Source organism: Delftia sp. DS1230 (assembly GCF_040112715.1).
GTDB lineage: Bacteria > Pseudomonadota > Gammaproteobacteria > Burkholderiales > Burkholderiaceae_C > Comamonas > Comamonas tsuruhatensis.
Genome location: NZ_CP157763.1, coordinates 3,420,933 through 3,439,362 on the forward strand (window position 1 = coordinate 3,420,933; position 18,430 = coordinate 3,439,362).

17 protein-coding genes and 1 tRNA gene are annotated in these 18,430 nt (G+C 59.8%); 10 read left to right on the plus strand and 8 right to left on the minus strand.

Annotation, left to right across the window (positions count from 1 at the left end):
• Window positions 1-431 precede the first annotated feature (431 nt).
• On the plus strand, window positions 432-1,919 hold the full coding sequence (locus tag AAN986_RS15360; protein ID WP_047218173.1) for a GGDEF domain-containing protein: 1,488 nt from the start codon (window positions 432-434) through the stop codon (window positions 1,917-1,919).
• A gap of 32 nt (window positions 1,920-1,951) precedes the next feature.
• Here AAN986_RS15360 and AAN986_RS15365 read toward each other — a convergent pair whose 3' ends face one another.
• Window positions 1,952-3,772 (minus strand): methyl-accepting chemotaxis protein, encoded by a 1,821-nt coding sequence (locus AAN986_RS15365; RefSeq protein ID WP_047218174.1) that lies wholly within the window; start codon window positions 3,770-3,772, stop codon window positions 1,952-1,954.
• A 794-nt stretch (window positions 3,773-4,566) separates the two neighbouring features.
• On the opposite strand from AAN986_RS15365, the gene AAN986_RS15370 reads away from it, so the two are divergent.
• Window positions 4,567-4,860, plus strand: coding sequence for an H-NS histone family protein (locus tag AAN986_RS15370; RefSeq protein ID WP_016446839.1), 294 nt, complete (start codon window positions 4,567-4,569; stop codon window positions 4,858-4,860).
• A gap of 468 nt (window positions 4,861-5,328) precedes the next feature.
• Here the strand turns inward: AAN986_RS15370 and AAN986_RS15375 are convergent, their stop codons facing one another.
• The gene (locus AAN986_RS15375) at window positions 5,329-6,891 is read right to left on the minus strand and encodes a methyl-accepting chemotaxis protein (protein WP_016446838.1); all 1,563 of its coding nucleotides are present in this window, start codon (window positions 6,889-6,891) and stop codon (window positions 5,329-5,331) included.
• Between the two features lie 352 nt (window positions 6,892-7,243).
• On the opposite strand from AAN986_RS15375, the gene AAN986_RS15380 reads away from it, so the two are divergent.
• Window positions 7,244-8,419, plus strand: coding sequence for a GGDEF domain-containing protein (locus tag AAN986_RS15380; RefSeq protein WP_227468596.1), 1,176 nt, complete (start codon window positions 7,244-7,246; stop codon window positions 8,417-8,419).
• Window positions 8,420-8,530: 111 nt separating this feature from the next.
• On the opposite strand, the gene AAN986_RS15385 is transcribed toward AAN986_RS15380, so the two are convergent.
• Together AAN986_RS15385 and AAN986_RS15390 are read right to left on the minus strand one after the other, a co-directional pair.
• Entirely contained in the window at window positions 8,531-8,710 is a 180-nt protein-coding gene (locus tag AAN986_RS15385; protein ID WP_016446836.1) for a CsbD family protein, read from the minus strand.
• Between the two features lie 132 nt (window positions 8,711-8,842).
• Window positions 8,843-9,208, minus strand: coding sequence for an Arc family DNA-binding protein (locus AAN986_RS15390; protein ID WP_047218175.1), 366 nt, complete (start codon window positions 9,206-9,208; stop codon window positions 8,843-8,845).
• 165 nt (window positions 9,209-9,373) lie between these two features.
• Between AAN986_RS15390 and AAN986_RS15395 the strand changes: the two genes are divergently transcribed.
• On the plus strand, window positions 9,374-9,766 hold the full coding sequence (locus AAN986_RS15395; RefSeq protein WP_046985518.1) for a hypothetical protein: 393 nt from the start codon (window positions 9,374-9,376) through the stop codon (window positions 9,764-9,766).
• 24 nt (window positions 9,767-9,790) lie between these two features.
• Here AAN986_RS15395 and AAN986_RS15400 read toward each other — a convergent pair whose 3' ends face one another.
• Both AAN986_RS15400 and AAN986_RS15405 read right to left on the minus strand, forming a co-directional pair.
• Window positions 9,791-11,092, minus strand: a complete 1,302-nt coding sequence (locus AAN986_RS15400; RefSeq protein WP_047218176.1) for a UDP-N-acetylglucosamine 1-carboxyvinyltransferase — start codon at window positions 11,090-11,092, stop codon at window positions 9,791-9,793.
• A 137-nt stretch (window positions 11,093-11,229) separates the two neighbouring features.
• A complete protein-coding gene (locus AAN986_RS15405; protein WP_016446832.1) occupies window positions 11,230-11,709 on the minus strand; it encodes a GNAT family N-acetyltransferase in 480 nt (159 codons plus the stop codon).
• 266 nt (window positions 11,710-11,975) lie between these two features.
• On the opposite strand from AAN986_RS15405, the gene AAN986_RS15410 reads away from it, so the two are divergent.
• The 4 genes from AAN986_RS15410 (at window position 11,976) to AAN986_RS15425 (ending at window position 14,524) form a co-directional block, all read left to right on the plus strand.
• Window positions 11,976-12,161 carry a hypothetical protein gene (locus AAN986_RS15410; RefSeq protein WP_043790552.1) on the plus strand — a complete coding sequence of 62 codons (186 nt, stop codon included), beginning with the start codon at window positions 11,976-11,978 and terminating at the stop codon, window positions 12,159-12,161.
• 296 nt (window positions 12,162-12,457) lie between these two features.
• Window positions 12,458-13,531, plus strand: coding sequence for a linear amide C-N hydrolase (locus AAN986_RS15415; RefSeq protein ID WP_016446829.1), 1,074 nt, complete (start codon window positions 12,458-12,460; stop codon window positions 13,529-13,531).
• Window positions 13,532-13,784: 253 nt separating this feature from the next.
• Window positions 13,785-14,204 carry a hypothetical protein gene (locus tag AAN986_RS15420; RefSeq protein WP_016446828.1) on the plus strand — a complete coding sequence of 140 codons (420 nt, stop codon included), beginning with the start codon at window positions 13,785-13,787 and terminating at the stop codon, window positions 14,202-14,204.
• 122 nt (window positions 14,205-14,326) lie between these two features.
• Window positions 14,327-14,524 (plus strand): hypothetical protein, encoded by a 198-nt coding sequence (locus tag AAN986_RS15425; RefSeq protein ID WP_047218177.1) that lies wholly within the window; start codon window positions 14,327-14,329, stop codon window positions 14,522-14,524.
• A 115-nt stretch (window positions 14,525-14,639) separates the two neighbouring features.
• Here the strand turns inward: AAN986_RS15425 and AAN986_RS15430 are convergent.
• Together AAN986_RS15430 and AAN986_RS15435 are read right to left on the minus strand one after the other, a co-directional pair.
• Window positions 14,640-14,719, minus strand: a tRNA-Ser gene (locus AAN986_RS15430).
• 644 nt (window positions 14,720-15,363) lie between these two features.
• Window positions 15,364-16,470, minus strand: a complete 1,107-nt coding sequence (locus tag AAN986_RS15435; protein WP_349335346.1) for an Ig-like domain-containing protein — start codon at window positions 16,468-16,470, stop codon at window positions 15,364-15,366.
• Window positions 16,471-17,007: 537 nt separating this feature from the next.
• Between AAN986_RS15435 and AAN986_RS15440 the strand changes: the two genes are divergently transcribed.
• A complete protein-coding gene (locus AAN986_RS15440; protein ID WP_349335347.1) occupies window positions 17,008-17,706 on the plus strand; it encodes an SOS response-associated peptidase family protein in 699 nt (232 codons plus the stop codon).
• 395 nt (window positions 17,707-18,101) lie between these two features.
• Window positions 18,102-18,392, plus strand: a complete 291-nt coding sequence (locus AAN986_RS15445) for a hypothetical protein (protein ID WP_349335348.1) — start codon at window positions 18,102-18,104, stop codon at window positions 18,390-18,392.
• Window positions 18,393-18,430: the final 38 nt, after the last annotated feature.

Sequence of the window (18,430 nt, forward strand, 5' to 3'; positions counted from 1 at the left end):
CTCCGCCGCTGCATGTCACCCGGCTGGGACATCGCATAAATACTTAGCATGCATCCCATCCTTCCTTTGGCGACGCTGCTCCGCGGGCAGGGCTGCCGCCCGCGGCCGTATTGGCCGGGCTCGACGGAACACGGCAAACCGCTTGGGAAGGCGCAGCACGCATGATGGATCAGTACTTGCAAATACATGCATTTCCGCTAGATTGGCCCCGCAGGCGTAAATTTTGTGAACTCAAGTTACCCCGCATCCGTCGGCTTCCGACGCAGGGCCTGCCCGCAGTTACGCGGCTTGCCGCAGCACGCCAAAGGAGGGTTTTCCGATTTCCCGCTGCCCGCCGGACCGCTCGTTCCCCATGACAAGGGCATGCCCGGCATGCCCGACGAACGCGCGCAGTGTCCGGTGCCTCCATTCAGTCTCCACAGGGGAGACATATGTCATATCGCGCCGTATCTGGAGATCCGTGGATTTCACAAGCTGCAACGCCCTGGCGGGACAGCTTTGTGCTGGGCGGGGTGCTGTTTCTGTGCTCGGCCGTGGCGCTGGGCCTGCGCTCTCCGGGGCATCTGTCATCTCTGTGGCTGTCCAACGCCCTGCTCCTGGGCTGGATGCTGCGCAGCCCCGCCTACAGCCATAGACACTGCTGGACGGCGGCCGCCGTGGCCATGGCGTTGGCCGAATGGTTGTCGGGCAGCCCGCTTGACCAGACCCTGTGGCTGACTTTCGCCGATCTGGCAGCCGTGGCCTGCGGCTGGGTGATGATGCGGCGCCTGCCGCTGCGGGTGCGGCAGATGCGCTCCCCCTCATCGGTGCTGCACCTGGTGATGTGCAGCCTGCTTGTGAGCGTGGTCGGCGCCGTGCTGGGCTCGGTGGGCATGCACCAGCTGATGCATTGGCCCTGGCAGCCCATGATGGCCATGTGGTTCAGCAGCGAGCTGATGCACATGACCCTGTTGCTGCCCGTTCTGTTGAGCTTTCCCGCAAGCCTGGAGCCGCTGTCCTGGCGTGGCCAGCCGTTCAGGCAGATCGTGCAGGCCCTGCTGCCGCTGTTGGCCCTGGTGATCTCCGAGGCCATTGCCATCTACCTGGGCGGGCCGGGCGCGCTGTCCCTGAGCATGCCGGCCATGCTGCTGTGTGCCATGCGCTACCGGCTGTTCGTGGTCGCCCTGCTCAACCTCGCCAGCTGTGCCATCAAGCTGGCCACATTTTCAGATGTACTGCTCACCTCGCCCAGTTCCGAACTGGAGACCACGTTCTCGTTCCGCCTGGGCCTGGCCATGCTGTCCATAGGCCCGCTGGCCGTGGCCTGCACGCTCATGGCCTTCAAGGACATGCTCAGCAAACTGCGCCATGCAGTGAACCACGATGCGCTGACCGGCCTGCTGGCACGCACCAGCTTTCTGGAGCGCGCTCAGCGCACGCTGGAGCGCCTGCAGCGCGAGCACCAGTCGGGCGCCATGCTGATGCTGGACCTGGACCACTTCAAGCACACCAACGACCGCCACGGCCATGCCGCTGGCGACCGGGTGCTGCAGGAAGTCTCGGCCCGCCTGTCGCAGGCGCTGCGCCCGCATGAACTCATAGGCCGCCTGGGCGGCGAGGAATTCGCCGTGCTGCTGCCTGGCGCCGACTGCGCCACGGCCAGCGCCGTGGCCCAGCGGCTGTGCGAAGCCACGCGCGAAATCCGCATCGAGACAAGCGATGGCGCAACCATCTGCCCCACGCTGAGCATTGGCATCGCCTGCACGAACATGGCCCAGCCTCCGCTGGGTTTGAGCGCCTTGCTGCGCACGGCCGACACGGCGCTGTACCAGGCCAAGGCCAGCGGCCGGGACCGGTATTTCGTGGCGGGCGAGCGGCCGGACGAGGCCGGTACACCGGCCTTTGCCTGCGAGCATTCCGGGAGCGCCAAGGCGGCCTGACACCAGGCGCCGCCTCGGCGTTTTGCCCGCGCTCAGCGCAGGCGGCGGGCGCCGTTTCCTTCGTCGAGCTTGAAGCCCGCCACGGCCTGGGCCAGCTGCACGGCCTGTTGCTGCAGCGATTGCGCAGCCGCCGTGACCTCTTCCACCAGGGCGGCGTTCTGCTGCGTGACCTGGTCCATCTGTCCAATGGCGCTACCCACCTCGGCAATGCCACGGCTTTGCTCCTGGCTGGCGTTGCTGATCTCAGCCACCAGCGTGCTGAGCTTGCGCACGCCGTCCACGGCCTGGTCGATGGTGGTGCCCGCATTGCGCACCAGCCGGCTGCCCGTGTCGATCTGGCCCACGGAATCGTCGATCAGCGCCTTGATCTCCCGCGCCGCCGTGGCGCTGCGCTGGGCCAGCGTGCGCACCTCGCTGGCGACCACCGCAAAGCCACGGCCCTGCTCGCCGGCACGGGCCGCTTCGACGGCAGCATTGAGCGCGAGGATGTTGGTCTGGAAGGCGATGGAGTCGATCACGCCGATGATGCTTTCGATCTTGCGTGCCGACGCCTCGATGCCACCCATGGTCTGCACCACCTGGCCCACGGCCTCACCGCCCTGCGTGGCGATCTGCGAGGCGCTGGTGGCCAGCTCGCTGGCCTGGCGGGCATTGGCCGCGTTTTGCTGCACGGTTGCCGTGATCTGCTCCATGGCGGCTGCCGTCTGCTCCAGCGAGCTGGCCTGCTGCTCGGTGCGTGACGACAGGTCCTGGTTGCCGCCCGCGATCTCGGCCGACGCCATGCGCACCGATTCCGACGATTCGCGAATGCGCAGCAGCACCGTGGCGATCTTGTCCACGAACTGATTGAAGGACTGGCCGATCTGCGCCAGTTCGTCCCGGCCTGCCGCCGTGAGGCGGCGGGTCAGATCGCCCTCGCCGGAAGCAATGTCCTGCAAGGCATCGCGCGCCACGGCCAGGCGCATGAGCATCCGGCGCAGCACCACGGTCAACAGCACGGCCGTACCCAGCACGGAAAGCGCGGTGATGAAGGCGGCCACCTGCAGCAGCGCGCTTACGGAATGCGTGGCCTGTGCGCGGTCGATCACCACGGCCAGCGTCCAGGGCGTGCCCTCCACCTTGGCGGCATAGACCATCTGCGGCTCTCCATCGAGCACCAGGTCGGCACGTCCGCCCTGCTCGGCCAGGCGCTTGATCAGGGCCGCATCGAGCTCCGGTGCAATAGCCGAAGCGGGCTTGAGCGCCAGCTCGGGCCTGGCGTAGGCCAGCAGACGGCCTTCGCCGTCCATCAGAAAGGCGAAGCTCTTTTCCTGGGGGCGTATGGCCGCCACTTTCCTGGACATGGCCGCCAGCCGCACATCGGTGCCGACGACGGCCGTGATCGCGCCCGAGGCCCCGACCGGATCGACAAAGCTGATCGTCAGCTCACCCGTGCTGGCGTCTACGTAGGCTGGCGTGACGCCCGGACGGCCTTCCCGCACGGCCTGCTTGAACCAGTCGCGCTGGGTGCCGTCGTAGTTCTCCGGCATGGAATGGGTGAACACGGCACGCTTGTCCGCATGCACGAAGTAGGCGTCATCGAAGCCGCCGGCCTGCTGGCCTGCCAGCAGGAAAGGAATCGGGTCCGGCTGTTGCACCGCCGTTTTCAGCGAGCCAGTGATGCGCTGCTTGTCCTGGACCCAGTCGGTCAATGCGGCTGCATGGGCCTGCGTGAGCTGGCCGATGTTTTCGTCGATGCCGGACAGCGTGCTGCCGCGCGCCGTCCAGAAGGTGGCCATGGACAGCGCGAACAGCGCGGCCACTGTGATTGCCACGCAGATGAGGATCAGGCGGGCACGAAGTGTTTGAAACATGATGCGTAGTAAAGGCAAAAACGAGGGCTGTGGATGCCCACCGAGCCTATCCGAGACACACCGGCCGCCAGAGCTCAAAGAGTGCGTACTTGCCCTTGCAATTGCACGCTTCCTGGCTGCAGGTGATCCGCTGCCCCCTTCGAGCAAGCAGCGCTTTGCTCGCAACGCCATCGGGGCCCGAGTCGTCAGGTTTTTGCAAGTTATCGCCACATCCTGGACGGATGCATGCTATAGTGTCAATTTGTAACACAGACATTTCCCGCCCTGCAGGCGGGATCTTTTTGTCGCAAACGCCAGTGCCTTGCACCAGGGTCCTGCCGTTTGCGCCGCGCACCCTGTGTTTTTCCCTCCCTCATATTTTTGGGGTGCACCATGCGGCCTTTTCTTGCCCTTCCTGGACTGCCATGGATCCATGAAGGCCCCTGACCAGTATCGGCAGGGAGCAGGATACAAAATGTTTCATCTTGATGCAAAGATGCCGATAAGCAGGCAGACCTGTCATTCAAGGGGAGAGAAACATGAAGCGATGCATCATCAAAGTGGCCGGCGCCTGCTACACGGCCCTGTTTCCCAGCACCTGCGCAGCGGTGGCAGATGCGATGACCCGGTTTCCATACGCCACAAAAATCAGCGTCAGACTCGCCTAGACTCAGGCAACATGGGAACCTGTTCTCAAACAGGCTCTCTGACAATACGCCTGTCGTCATCCGGGTGTTGCGCGGCAGTGTAGGCTCACTTTGCCAAAAGCTCTCCCGGATTCCTTTATATTGGCAGATCAACATTCATTGATATACATGACCACAGACTACAAGACACTGCTGCAGCAGAAAGCCCAGCTCGAAGCCCAGATCGCCGAAGTGCTCAAGACCGAAAAGTCCGGAGCCATTGCCCAGGTGCGCACCATCATCGACCAATACGGATTGACCGAGGCCGATGTCTTTCCCTCGTCCAAAGCCAAGACTGGCGCTGGTTTCCGCGTGGTCGGCGTTCCCAAGTACCGCGATCCCGCAACCGGTGCGACCTGGACCGGCCGCGGCAAGCAGCCCCGCTGGATTGAAGGCAAGGACCGCACTCCCTTCGCCATATGAGATGCGGCCTGCCACGCCCTCCGGCAGCTACTAAGCTGCGACAGAGCCCGCCAAGTGCGGGCTTTTTGTTGCCAGAAGCAAGGGGTTAACCCTATTGCCCAGAAGTTACAAATTCTTCAATGTAGTGCTGATGTGTGAACCGAGAGGTGCCTGCATGTTTCGGCACCCAAGCAATCACAACAAGGGAAACAGCAGGTATCGCACAGGGAACTGTCCTACACCTGCACTCTCCAAAATCATGATGCCCACTTCATTGCAGCACCCGCAAGCCATGGGCATCCCGTCACGCAACGGCAAGGCACCAACGGCCACTGGAGCAATCCGCCACAACCACGAACCATTTTCCAGCCGAGCCAGGGAGACTATCTCCTCCCTCCCCTCTCACTGACTTACCCTGGCAGGCCCGCAAGGGCCACGGCTTTTCTCTGCAACAGGACCGCCCCCGGCGGTCCTTTTTTTCTGCACGCGCTATCGCAGGGCTGGCACAGCGTTGCCAACCTTGAACACGGCCACCATGCCCGACAGGCGCTGCGCCTGGTCGCTCAGTGCGGCCGCTGCCGCTGCGGACTCCTCCACCAGGGCAGCGTTTTGCTGCGTCATCTGGTCCAGATGGCTGACGGCCTGGTTGACCTGGCCAATGCCGTCGCGCTGCTCGGTGGAAGACGCCGTGATCTCGCCAATCATGTCCGAGACCTTGCGCACGCTGCCCACGATGTCATCCATCACCTGGCCGGCCTGGGCGACCTGGGCAGAGCCTTCCTGCGCGGCATCGACCGAGGTGCTGATCAGCCCCTTGATCTCCTTGGCGGCCTCTGCGCTGCGATGGGCCAGGGCCCGCACTTCGCCAGCCACGACAGCGAAGCCACGGCCCTGCTCACCCGCGCGGGCCGCTTCCACGGCGGCATTGAGCGCGAGGATGTTGGTCTGGAAAGCAATGGAGTCGATCACGCCGATGATGTCGGAGATGCGGCGTGCGCTGTCGCTGATGCGGTCCATGCTGGCCACCACATGGCCCACCACGGCGCCCCCGCGCTCGGCCGCCTGGGCGGCGCTGCCGGCCAGGTGATTGGCCTGGCGCGCGGTGTCGGCGGCCTGGCCCACGGTCGCGGTCAGTTGCTCCATGCTGGCGGCCGTTTCCTCCAGGTTCGACGCCGTCTGCTCGGTGCGCGAAGACAGGTTGTGATTCCCGGCGGCAATCTCGGTGGATGCAGTGGAGATCGAGTGCACGCTGTCACGCACCTCCGTCACCAGGCCACGCAGCCGTGCCGCCATGCCCGAGACCGAGCGCAGCAGATGACCGAATTCGTCTTTGCGGCTGTCCTCGGCCGACACGGTAAGGTCGCCCTGCGCAATGGCATCGGTCAGTTGCACGGCTCGCTCCAGCGGACGCGTGATGGCACGCGTCAGCACGAAGGCCAGCGCCAGTCCAGCCAGGAGAACCACGCCCTGGACAATCCAGGCCAGCACACTGGCCTGTTGGCGCGCGGCCTGGGCCTGCTCCATGGCCGCATCGCGCTGGCTGCGCTGCAGCTGCACGAAGACTTCCAGCGAGTCCACATAGCGGCCGATGGCACCCAGGTACTGTTGCTGGACGAACTCGCGGAACGCCGCGGCATCGCCCGTCAACTTGATCTCGCGGGCCCGCTTGTTCAGCGCCAGCACCTCGGCACGGATGCTGGCGATGCGCTCCAGCGCAGCCTTGTCGGCCTCGCTGGCACCCTTGACGATCTCGGCCTGCAGCTTGGTGATCAGGCCAGAGCCCTCCTTGACCCGGCCGTCGAGCAGGCGCGTCAATTCCTCATCGGTGGAGGCATTGCTGGCCAGCACCCGCTCGCCCGTGGTCTCCGTTGCGCCCTTCCATTGAATGGCCAGACCGATGCGGTTCTCATATTCGGACAGCGTCTGCATGCCCTGGTCCATGGCGCGGGCCGCCGCAAACTGTGCCCACAGCGATACCGCAAGCATCATCGCCAACAAGCCGCCCAGCGTGCCCCAAAGCTTGGCGGACACGCTCCATTGATCAAATTTCATTCGTAGAACTCTCGTCGGAAAAACTGAACAGAGGAAAGGTGAAACAACAGGCCACGCGCACTAGCGCCGGCCGTCTTCCGGTGAAAAGCCCCGCCATATCGACATGGCCCATCAATCCGGAAAAGATGACTTGCTTTTTCGTCAGAAATACCGGGAACTTGAGGCTGCGCGCGGGCAGACCCGATATCACCCGCTGTGCACAACGCGGAACAGTGCATATGCAGTGGCAAGCGCCGGTGACATCGGATGCAAAATGCAATGACGCTTGCGGCTGCCGCGCCATTGAATGCCTGGGCTTGGAAGCTGCCAGCCGCCGTCTTTCGCACCTGCAAGTGCATAACACGCTGTGGATGTGTCACTCGATACCGATCGCCTCTATGTACTGATTGCGCCGCTGAGCATTTTGCTGCTCAGTTGCACGCTGGCCGTGTGCTGGCTGGTGCAGCGTCGCCAGCGCTATCTGCTGTGGATTGCCGGCGGCTATGCCCTGGTTTCCCTGGCGCTTGCATGGCAGAGCATTGCCCCCCCCGAACAACTCCACCATTGGGCCGTGTACACAGGCGCCATGTACCTGTTTGGCACCTGGTGCTTTGCGCGCTGCATGGCGGGGCGTTACGGGGTCTCGGCCCATCCCGTGCTGGGTTTGCTCATAGGTGCGGTGGTTCTGGCCGCGCTGTACTACTACAGCCGGATCCAGGTCGATCTGTGGGTACGCGTGCATTGGCTCAACACAGGCCTGGGCCTGCTGCAGTTGCTGCCGGCGCCCGCCATGCTGCGGCGCCGGCCACCGCAGGATTGGCTGGAGAGAATGCTCTACTGGTCCTACGTGGTGTTTGCCGGCTACACCGCCGCCCGGCCGCTGCTGGTGCTGGCCCTGGGCAGCACCGACCTCAATGAGATTGCTCGCTCCACCTACTGGCTGGTGACTCTGGTCAGCACGCTGTCGTTTGCTCTGCTGTTCACCCTGATGCTGCTGGCCTGCACGGTGCGCGATGTCTTCACCGCGCTGCGCCAGGAGCGCAACCACGACTCGCTGACCAACCTGCTCAACCGTCGCGCCTTCCAGGAGGCCGCCGAGCTGCGCCTGGCCGATTCGCACATGGCGCCGGTTTCCGTGCTGATCGGCGACATAGACCACTTCAAGCGCATCAACGACAGCTGGGGCCATGACTGTGGCGACCGCGTTCTGCAGGCCGTGGCCAGGACCTTGCAGCAGCATGTGCGCAGCGACGATCTGGTCTCACGCTTTGGCGGCGAGGAATTCGTGCTGCTGCTGATGCGCACCACGCCCGAGGAGGCCGAGCGCGTGGCCGAGCGCATACGCGCTCAGCTCAGCGCGGACGGCTATGTGCTGGCAGCCGGCCAGCGGATCACCATCAGCTTCGGCATCGCCCCCGTGGCCGCCAACACCGCCCTGACCGATGCGCTGACGCGCGCCGACGCCCTGCTCTACTCCGCCAAGCAGGCAGGCCGTGACCGTGTGCACGTGGCCGCGGACCCCGGCCGCAAGCTGCCCCAGACCGCCTGATAAAGGAAGCAAGGAACGCCTTGCTCGCGCTTCCGCCCGTCAAAACTCGCTGAAAAGAAAAGCCCGCCAGGGAGTGGCGGGCTTGTTCGTCATCAAGGCAGCGTGGGCGCCTTACTTTTTCGCATCCTTCAGGGCTTCCTTCACATCGCCCAGCTTTTTCTGAGCCGTGCCTTCGACCTGCTTGGCAATGCCCTTGGCCTGCTGTTCGGGGCTGTCGATCAACTCGCCAGCCTTTTGCTGCACCTTGCCTGCGGCATCCTTGAGCGTGCCCTTGATCTGATCCGTGTTCATAGCTGCGTCCTTTGCTGCAAGAGCTTCTAAAAAAGGGATGGATCCTTGCAGACCCGACGCAACGATAAGCGCGCCCCGCAAGGACAAGCGCCAGCGCTCGGCAACGATGAGCGTGGTCTCAGGCCTACAGCCTCATCTCTTCCCCGGAGCGCGGCCTGCCGCCATGCCTGTTTCGGAGCGCAGGCGTTTCAGTGCCTCGTCCACCACCGCTTCCTTATGCGCCTCGAACAGGCCTGCCGCAGCGTCCTTGTGCTCTTGCAGCAACTGGCACAGGCGCGAAATTTCCTCTCTCAATCCCGCCGCACCCTGCTCGATCTCGGCCTGGTCGGCATCGCCGGCTTCATCCAATTCGAAGCTGCGCCGTATGCGCGCAACGATTTCTGCATTCATGGAACGGTGGCCGGCCTTTGCCGCTTCCGAGATGCGATCACGCATGCCATCCGGAAAACGGACGATGAAGCGCTCCTGGGTTTCGCTGGGAAAGGGTTTGCGTTGCATTGCGCGATGGTACCTGCCGGATGCAAATTCAGATTCATGCCTAGTTGACATGATTCCAAGTTGGCATAAAACTCGAAACGACCCGCCCGGGGGCTGTGCAAGCCCACACCCACGCCCTCGAACCACCAGCCCTGAATCCAGGACACATTGCGCAAGGACAGAACCATGCCGGACACAGACATGCCAGCCTCCGTGCATCCTGCGCAGGCCGTCGCCAGCCCGCCCGACCCGGAGACCCTGGCAACAGACGCGCTATGCCACATCAGCGCAGCGCTGAGCGTGCTGGAAATGCATGTGGAAAGATCCAGCCGCGCCATGGTGATCGGTGTCCGCGACCTGCTGCGCGGCTATCACCACAAGGCGGACCGCGCCGCTGCCGAGCAGCCGGTGGAGGCCCTGGCCAGCAGCGTGCTGCCACAAATGTCCGCCGACCTTCAGGGCCTGCTGGAAATCATTGACCGCGTGAACGACGACGAGACGGACGACCCCATCCTCTATGCCGTGAGCTACCTGCTCAGGGCGGCCAAGAGATTCTCGGATGCGGCGCCGCAGGCCTAGCAGCCTGCGCATCGCCGCTTTCCGTCACTCCTCGTTGGTCCACTCCACCCGAGCGCCCAGACTGCGCAGGTTCTCCACGAAGTGCGGATGCGCCCGGCGGATCGGCGTGGCGTTGCGGATCTCCGAGCGGCCCTCGATGCTGCTGGCGACCATGAACAGCGCAATCGCCACGCGGATGATGTAGGGGCTCTCCACCACGGCCGGCGTCAGCGGATTGCCGCCGAAGGTGACCACACGATGCGGGTCCGAAGAAAACACATGGGCGCCGAACTTGGACAGCTCGCCCGTCCAGCCCAGCGCGCCGTCGTAGATCTTGTTCCAGAACAGCGCATTGCCCTGCGCATGCACGCCCAGCGCAATGAAGATGGGCAGCAGATCCACCGGAAAGTACGGCCAGGGAGCGGCTTCCACCTTGGTAAGCACATTGCTGGTGAACGGCGTCTGCACCTTCAGCGGCCCCGAGCGCAGCGCGCGTGACCAGCCGTTCTTGTGCTCCACCTGCACGCCAAACTTGGCGAAGGTGCGGTCGATCAGCGGAAAGTTGTCCGGCGTGCTGTTGCGCACCTCCACATCGCCGCCCGTGATCGCGCCCAGCGCGAGAAAGGTGGTGATCTCGTGGAAGTCTTCCTCGAAGGTGAACTCGCCGCCGCTCAGCGGTGCGCCGCCACGCACCGTCAGCCGCGAGGTGCCGATGCCGTCGATGTCGGCGCCCATCATCACCATGAAGCGGCAGAACTCCTGCACATGCGGCTCGCAGGCCGCATTGGTCAGCATGGACTCGCCCTGCGCGGCCACGGCGCACAGCACGAAATTCTCAGTCGCCGTGACGGAGGCGTAGTCCAGCCAGTGGCGCACGGCCTTGAGCGGCTGTGCGCTGTGGATCAGCAGCGAGCCGCTGGCGCGCTCCACCTCACCTCCGAAGGAGCGGAAGATGTCCACGTGCGGATCGATCTCGCGCACGCCCAGCGTGCAGCCCTTGACGTTGTCCTCCAGCCGCGCCACGCCAAAGCGCGCCAGCAGCGGCGGCACCAGCATGATGGAAGAGCGCATCTCCTCCGGCAGGCGATGCGACGATGCATCAAAGCGCGTATCGCGATGATGCAACTGCAGCGTGCGTGTGGTTTCGTCCAGCTGCACCTCGCTGCCCAGCGTGCGGAAGATGTCCAGGATCTTGCGCACATCGGTGATGTCCGGCACGCCATACAGCCGCAGCGGCTGATCGGTCAATAGCGTGGCGCACAGGATCGGCAACACGGCATTCTTGTTGGCGGAAGGAACGACGCGGCCGCGCAAGGGCGTGCCGCCGTGGACGATGAGATTGGACATGGGGGTGCAGCGCAAGCAGCGAAAGGACAACGCGTGATTCTAGGGTTGCCAAGCCCCCCCGGCGGACCTGCATCGGCTGCGCGCACCCGCTGTTTCAACAGGTTTCTTCTCTGGATCGCCAACCCGACAACAAAGCGTCAGGCTCTGCCCTGGAGTTCGTGCCCGTAGACGATGAAGCCACGATGCTCGGCCACCTGGTCATACAGCGCACGGCCCGCTTCGTTGGAAGACTGCGTCTGCCAGTAGACACGGCGCGCTCCCGCCAGGGATGCCTGCTCGTAGACCGCGCGGATGAGCGACTTGCCTATGCCCTGCTTGCGCCGGCGTGCATCGGCAAACAGATCCTGCAAATAGCACACGGGCTCCAGCCGCGTGGTGCTGCGGTGGAACAGGTAGTGCGCCAGGCCCACCAGCTCACCCTCGCTCTCTGCCACCAGCGCAAACACCGGCTCCAGCGGATTGAGAAAGCGCTCCCAGGTCGCCTGCGTGATGTCCTCGGGCAGCGCCGTCTCGCCAGCGCGCCCGTAAAAGGCGTTGTAGCCCTGCCAAAGAGGAAGCCATTGCTGATGGTCCGCCTGTGCAACGGGCCGGATCTGAAGCGTGGGAACGGAGGACATGGAACTCCTGGCAAATGAGATGGGAATCCCGAATTCTAGGGACTGCCAGCCGCCGCAAAGCCGTTGCCGACGCGCTGCTCACACCTGTGAAGACCTGCGGACAGGCCGCACAGCGCGTGCGCAAAACACATACGCAGCGTACAGACCCGGCCTACATGCGGCCACAAACTTGACCCGCACGGAAACGCCGCGAAACCAATTGAAATAGATCCCGTCAGAGGCCGCGCTCCCCAAAGGCTTCCGAAATCACATGACGGAGATACAAGATGCATCGAGTCGTTCCCGCAGAAAGCTTCAACCCGGACCCGGATGCCCGCTACCACCGCAGCCTGCTGGAAGCCTTTCCCGTGCGCGGCGGCCAGCAGCTGTTGCTGCTGCGCATGGAGCCAAGGCCTCTGCTGGAACGCCTTTCAATGCTCGGGCTGCGCATTCTGAACCGCATCCGCAATTGAACTGGCAAGAACCACCAAACACTCCCGAGAGCTGCACGATGCGCCACCTCTTCCTCGTCTTCCTGTGGTCTGCAATCTGCGCCATCTCCTTTGCGGTGGCGATGCTGGCCAGCCCCATGTTCAGCCACGCCATCTGACAGCGGTGCCCTCTGCACCCGCATGCGCGCAGGCCCATGCGCGGCATCTCCAATGACCGCCAGTTTGCCGGCCCGCCTTTTCACAAGGCGGCCATTTCTGACCTGGGTACGAATGACGCACTACACTGCGCCAGTCCATTTGCCTGCAAAGGAGTTGCCATGAAGAAACGCAGACTGCAGATTCACCCCGTAGTGGGCGCATTGCTGATGGGAATTGCCGGCCTTACGGCCCTGCCCAGCACCTGGGCCTGCACCCGCCTTGTCTTTCTTGGTGCGAATGGCCAGGTCGTCACCGCGCGCTCCATGGATTGGAAAAGCGACATCGTCAGCAATCTCTGGGTGCTCCCGCGTGGAATGGAGCGCTCAGGCAAGGCAGGCCCCAACTCGTTGCGCTGGACGTCCAAATACGGAAGCGTCATCACCTCGGGCTATGACGTCTCCACCACCGATGGAGTCAATGAAGCCGGCCTCAACGCCAACCTGCTCTGGCTGGTGGAGTCCCAATACCCGGCCTTCGGTGCGGGCAGCAAGCCTGGCCTGACCATTGCAGCCTGGGCGCAATACGTGCTGGACAACTTCGCCACCGTCCAGGAAGCCGTTGCGGCGCTGGAGAAAGAACCTTTCACCATCGTCTCCGACAACGTTCCCGGAGAGAACCGGCTGACGACGCTGCATCTCTCGATGTCCGACGCCAGCGGCGACAGCGCCATCGTCGAGTACATCAATGGCCGGCAGGTGATACATCACGGCCGGCAATACCAGGTCATGACCAATTCACCGACGTTTGATCAGCAGTTGGCTCTCAACACCTATTGGCAGCAAGTGGGCGGCACCACCATGCTGCCCGGCACCAATCGCGCCGCCGATCGATTTGCCCGCGCATCCTTCTACGTCAACGCCATCCCCAAAAGTCAGGACCCCAACAAGGCGCTGGCCAGCGTCTTCAGCGTGATCCGCAACGCCTCGGTGCCCTACGGCCTGAATACGCCCGAGGAACCCAATATCTCGTCAACCCGCTGGAGAACCGTTTTCGACCACCAGCGCAAGCTCTACTTCTTCGAATCAGCGTTGACGCCAAATACCTTCTGGATAGACCTCAAGGCACTCGACTTCAGCCAGAAAACCGGCAAGGTTCTCAAGCTGGATCTGGGCCCAGACCAGAACCACACCTTCTCGGGCGATGCCACGCGGCAGTTTCAGGAATCATTACCGTTTCAATTTCTAGGCATCTAGGGAAAAAAAAGCGAGCAGAAACACCAAATCAACAACGGCCGCTGGCGGCCCCCAACTTTGCACGGTGCCTGCAGGCATCACAACCATGACCGTCATCGGCGGGGGCGGCGCGACGGGAGGACCTGTCAATGCAGGCCTCGGCACCGATCGGAGTTCTTCCTGCAAACCACGCCCGTCGGGTACGCCCAAGCGGAAAATCATCTGGTAGCCTGCATGCAAGCGAGGCGATCAGTGCCTCTTAGAAAGGATCAGCATGCTTTCCAGAATTTGCGCAGCTGCATTTTTCGCTGCCATCACGCTTGTACAAATGCCGGCGATCGCCCAGGCGGACGTTCCGTCCACTGCGGTGACCTTCAAGAAAGGCACGTCGGGCGCGACTGTCCAAGGCAAGCTCCAAGGCAACAAGGAGCAGGCGCGCGACTACATAGTGCGTGCGGTTGCCGGGCAGAAGATGACCGTGCACATGGAGACGAAATCCACCTCCACCTACTTCAACGTGCTGCCGCCCGGCAGCGAGGAAGCGCTGTATCGGGGCGAGGTGGCAGACGGCCCCACATGGACCGGTGCATTGCCCGCCAGCGGTGACTACCGTGTGCGTGTCTTCCTCAACCGCGCAGCCGCCCGCCAGGGCAAGTCATCGGCGTACGCGCTCAAGATTTCCGTAGTGGATTGACGTAGCGCGGTGTCCAGACGGTCCACAACCTGCTCGTCCTGCAGACACGCGCAACACATGCTCGGCTTGTTCGAATCCTGCACGGCCAGCTCAACGAAGCCGGCCAGCCTCTGACCAAGAACATGCTCCGCGACCGCGTCGACGCCGCTCGGGATGCCGCCGGCATTCCCAAGGCGCAGTTCCAGCCACGGGGCCTGCGCGCCACGGCCGCCAACACGTTGGATGACGACGGCGGGATACGGCTGGAGCACACGACGGAGCGCATGACCGCCCAGTACATCCGCCACAAGGTGGGCAAGAAGGTGAAGCCCGTTCGGTGAATTGCGGAACACGCCCAGAGTTGCGGAACGCGGCCTGGAAATTTCGGCCCCATCTTGCTACTTCTTCGATAGCAAAGAAAAAAGGCCTCGTATTGCTACGAGGCCTTGTGTTCTTTGGTGGGTCCTGCGAGATTCGAACTCGCGACCAACGGATTAAAAGTCCGATCCACCAAAATAGACATAAGATAAAAAACCTTTTATTTCAACAACTTGCAGCGATAGCCACGCGCCTAGTTTTTTCGAAATCATACCTTTTCCGCCCTATTTCTGCCTACTTTGGGCAGGTTTTGGTCATAGCAAATGGGCTGTATAGACTGCCAGCTATCAGCGCCGGAACTGACCACCATCTTGCGCTTACCGCAGAACTGTGCGCCGTGCTACGTCTCCTCAAGACCTTGGCCCGCCGGGACCGCAGCCTCGTGAATGGGGTCAACTTACACAGTACTATCAAAAACGAGTCAACTCAATGATGGACTGGATTGACTTTCGAAAAAATCATTATCTGAAAGCAGCTTAGATGTATCAACACGCCTCCCTGTAGCAACTATGCAGCACTCATCATCAAGTTGCGCTTCTTCTTGGTGCTCGGACGACTGCAAGGGAGCTGCGAACGATTGTTAGCGATTCAGTAATGAGCATCACCGACCGCTCCAGATCCAACACCCAGCAACCCCAATGAGCATCCCGTGAGAGGCCAGCCGCGACCCTAATCCAGGAGATGCGGGACGACGACTGGATATCGCCTAAAACTGGCAACACAGGTCCTCTGCGAGCGATTCTTAGCAATCTAAGAACTGATAATGTCAAAATGACTAATTAAGCGCCGCATCATTAACTTATTATGCTTTTCGTTTGAGAAATACTGAGAAAAAAGCGATTATCAATGACAAAGCAATTAGCCCAACTTCTCTTATGGTGGGTACTGCAGAGATTGTCGATATAGGAAGAACTGCATTTGTAAGGGAGACATTGCTCGTCGCTGTTCCGCCTCGGCCGTCAGAAATCTCATACTGAAATGAAATAGGGTCTGTAGCATTGACAGAAGGAGTAAAGATGATTTCTCCTACGGTCGATACTTCAATACTGCCCCCTGTTATCACGAAATTTGCTGGAGAACCCTGAGTAACTGGACTACCATTGATGCCAATAATTTGCAACGTGTCCGGATCTAAATCAGTATCGTTAGCCAAAATATTAAGTATGGTGGGCGAGTTTGGTATAGAGTATTTATCTGGGTTGGCGATAGGCGGATTGTTCTTGATCTTTGGATTTGTATAAGTCTGGAAGTTGTAAAAGCCGACAACTTCACCCAGCGCGTCAATTCCCATCCAGCGAATTTCTTTAATGTAAAGCCCTGCAGCAATATCAGCGGGAGACAACGTCACTCCAAATTTCTGAGGGGGGGCATCAAAAATATTTGTTGGATCAGACACTATTGTGCTCGTGCCATCACTTGCAAAAACTCGAATATTTGATCTCTCAAATATGTCGTTCCAATCAACAAAATCGAAGCTAAAAGCAGCAATAGCTGAGTTAGCTAGCTTGAAGGAGATACCGTTATCTAAATTCACGGCGGCATATATTCCTGGAACTGCTGGTGCTTTCGTGTTCCAGAATAGACATTCTTTAGAAAAATCCGATGCACCCGCTCCCGAGTTTAAGGCTTGGCAGTATTTTGAAGGAGACCAATTAGTGCCTGTGTTGGGACCGTAAGCCTCTACGGAAAAACCATTCCAGATGTCCGGATTGCCCGCGCTTCCGATAGGTTTCAGGTTGACAGATGAGCTGAAATCCTCATGGGTTGCGATCGTTCCGGAACCGATTGCAGATAAAAATCCTGGTTGATTGTCGATGAAGGTTGAGAACGTGGCCGCATGGCTACCCATGGTCCAAGAGAGCATCAAAAAGATGGCCGTGCTTCGGGGCAAAGATATTCCAAAACGCATGTGAACCCTTCATAGGTGGAATTTATGAAGAAGCGGAGCGTGATGGAAAATTTTCTTGTTATCAATAAGGGTTCTTGTGAAATTTTGTTAAGCAATGTTGATGTTGATCGCGAGTTATTTGTGAGCCACTAACAGTTCGTAAGAGGAAGAAGCAGATGCGAGCTAGATCAACGGACAAAGCTACTGGGAACACGAAATTCAGGGTTAACACCTATATTCGATTTCCTTTATGATGATGTGGATACCAAATGAGATCTGGATTTTTGTGTTATTTGAGAGACAAGCTGAAGCACCAATTCTTGAACATCCAAGCTCGATCTGCTAAGCAAGGTGACTTTATAAAAAAATGTTAATTTTTGAGATCAGGGGTTACGTCGTGATGACAACAAGGCATGATGAGAATGCTCTATCGATAACTAGAATTGATTATTTATCATAAATATGACAGGACAATTTAATTAGAAGCGACGCTTGTATAGCAATCTCGCATATCTCGCACATTGAAAACCCTGACCCGTTATTCAAGAGACTCCCAGCATGAGCAATAGGTATGGCTCCCCCGACATATCAGATATTGACGAAATCTACCCTCTGCGAGGACCTGTACCTGAAAAAGGGTGGGACGTATACATCACTCCCTTGGCATTTGGCCCATATATCAAGACATGCGGATCTCTGGAAGTAGGTCAATGGGGATTGATCCCACAATCGTCGATGAGCAAACGCCCTCTGAGTTTGGATGGATCCCCCATATCAACAGAGAATGCCTGCAGAGAGGCATTGGGTAATGATCCCGTATTTGGCCCACCATGGCAGGCCGGCCTGAGGTGTTTAGTTCCGGTAAACAGCTGGATAGAGACCTACTCCGGCCTGTCCAGTCGCAGTATTAGCTGGATGTTCCGTCGTGCAGACGGAAAGCCGGCCATGTTGGCGGGCATTTATAGTGAGTGGACCGATCCTGTGAGCGGAGAGATGGTTCCCAGCTACGCAATAATCACGCAGGCCGCCGACGCGCATCCTGTGCTCTCTCTCATGCACAGGCCCGGCAGGCCAAAAAGGAGCGTGGTGATGCTGGAATCTTGTGAGTGGGGTGCTTGGTTGCATGGCACCCCAGCACAGGCTGAGTCCCTGATCAAGTTGCCCGCAATGGGTTCATTGAGTAGCGGAGCAGAGAATCCAGACGAAGAGGCGCTACTGCCTCTGGAACAGCTGCGCGCATTAAAGTCAGGCGTCTGATTATATTATTCATCAATCAATAAGCGACAATTATCAAACCGCTCTCATAATACGGAAGTTGATGATAAATTTGGCTTGACGAATATATAAAATGGTGCACGCATGGAATTTAATATTAATGAAACTCTACTATTTATTGCAATACAAGTAATTTGCTTTTCATTCTTCATAATTGTCTTTTGGACATACTGCATTGCAACGGAGGAAAAAATAAAAGAATCCTTTAATATCATAGTTTTTATTATTGGAATTGCAGTATCTGGTTTGGCGGCGAAATTTTTCACATCGTAATGGATCTTATTGAAATTTTCACCACATCTTCAGAATTTGATGCGTATACTTTCTTTTAATAATAAGTAAAAAATAAGATCGCTCCGCGTCGGAACCAGCAGACTATGAAATTCCGTAAATCCGTGATTTATACGCTGCAAATAGATATGCAGGTCTCTGGTTGCTACACGGACCGGATCTTGCATGGGAATGTCGAGCTCTTCGAGTTCCAGGCAGCAACTCTCTCCGGCGCTATCCGAGATGGTTGTGCCGTCGGCGACTTGCTGCGAGGAGACGGTTTCCACATCTGGTATGGCCATGTCTGCATCGGCACCACTTCTCTGTATGCAATGCGCCACGATGCCGAAAGATTGGCGCAGCGCTTGGTCAGTCTACAGGCGCAGTTCGGTGGGTAGGCGTACTACGTTCGCCGTGAACCTGCGTAGAACTGCTG

Excerpts from the sequence above, each read along its gene's own strand:
- AAN986_RS15370 (WP_016446839.1), top strand. The coding sequence starts at position 4,567 with ATGACCACAGACTACAAGACACTGCTGCAGCAGAAAGCCCAGCTCGAA.
- AAN986_RS15425 (WP_047218177.1), top strand. The coding sequence starts at position 14,327 with ATGCTCCGCGACCGCGTCGACGCCGCTCGGGATGCCGCCGGCATTCCC.
- AAN986_RS15360 (WP_047218173.1), top strand. The coding sequence starts at position 432 with ATGTCATATCGCGCCGTATCTGGAGATCCGTGGATTTCACAAGCTGCA.
- AAN986_RS15415 (WP_016446829.1), top strand. The coding sequence starts at position 12,458 with ATGAAGAAACGCAGACTGCAGATTCACCCCGTAGTGGGCGCATTGCTG.
- AAN986_RS15385 (WP_016446836.1), bottom strand. The coding sequence starts at position 8,710 with ATGAACACGGATCAGATCAAGGGCACGCTCAAGGATGCCGCAGGCAAG.
- AAN986_RS15400 (WP_047218176.1), bottom strand. The coding sequence starts at position 11,092 with ATGTCCAATCTCATCGTCCACGGCGGCACGCCCTTGCGCGGCCGCGTC.
- AAN986_RS15375 (WP_016446838.1), bottom strand. The coding sequence starts at position 6,891 with ATGAAATTTGATCAATGGAGCGTGTCCGCCAAGCTTTGGGGCACGCTG.
- AAN986_RS15405 (WP_016446832.1), bottom strand. The coding sequence starts at position 11,709 with ATGTCCTCCGTTCCCACGCTTCAGATCCGGCCCGTTGCACAGGCGGAC.
- AAN986_RS15395 (WP_046985518.1), top strand. The coding sequence starts at position 9,374 with ATGCCGGACACAGACATGCCAGCCTCCGTGCATCCTGCGCAGGCCGTC.
- AAN986_RS15390 (WP_047218175.1), bottom strand. The coding sequence starts at position 9,208 with ATGCAACGCAAACCCTTTCCCAGCGAAACCCAGGAGCGCTTCATCGTC.
- AAN986_RS15365 (WP_047218174.1), bottom strand. The coding sequence starts at position 3,772 with ATGTTTCAAACACTTCGTGCCCGCCTGATCCTCATCTGCGTGGCAATC.
- AAN986_RS15410 (WP_043790552.1), top strand. The coding sequence starts at position 11,976 with ATGCATCGAGTCGTTCCCGCAGAAAGCTTCAACCCGGACCCGGATGCC.
- AAN986_RS15420 (WP_016446828.1), top strand. The coding sequence starts at position 13,785 with ATGCTTTCCAGAATTTGCGCAGCTGCATTTTTCGCTGCCATCACGCTT.
- AAN986_RS15445 (WP_349335348.1), top strand. The coding sequence starts at position 18,102 with ATGAAATTCCGTAAATCCGTGATTTATACGCTGCAAATAGATATGCAG.
- AAN986_RS15440 (WP_349335347.1), top strand. The coding sequence starts at position 17,008 with ATGAGCAATAGGTATGGCTCCCCCGACATATCAGATATTGACGAAATC.
- AAN986_RS15435 (WP_349335346.1), bottom strand. The coding sequence starts at position 16,470 with ATGCGTTTTGGAATATCTTTGCCCCGAAGCACGGCCATCTTTTTGATG.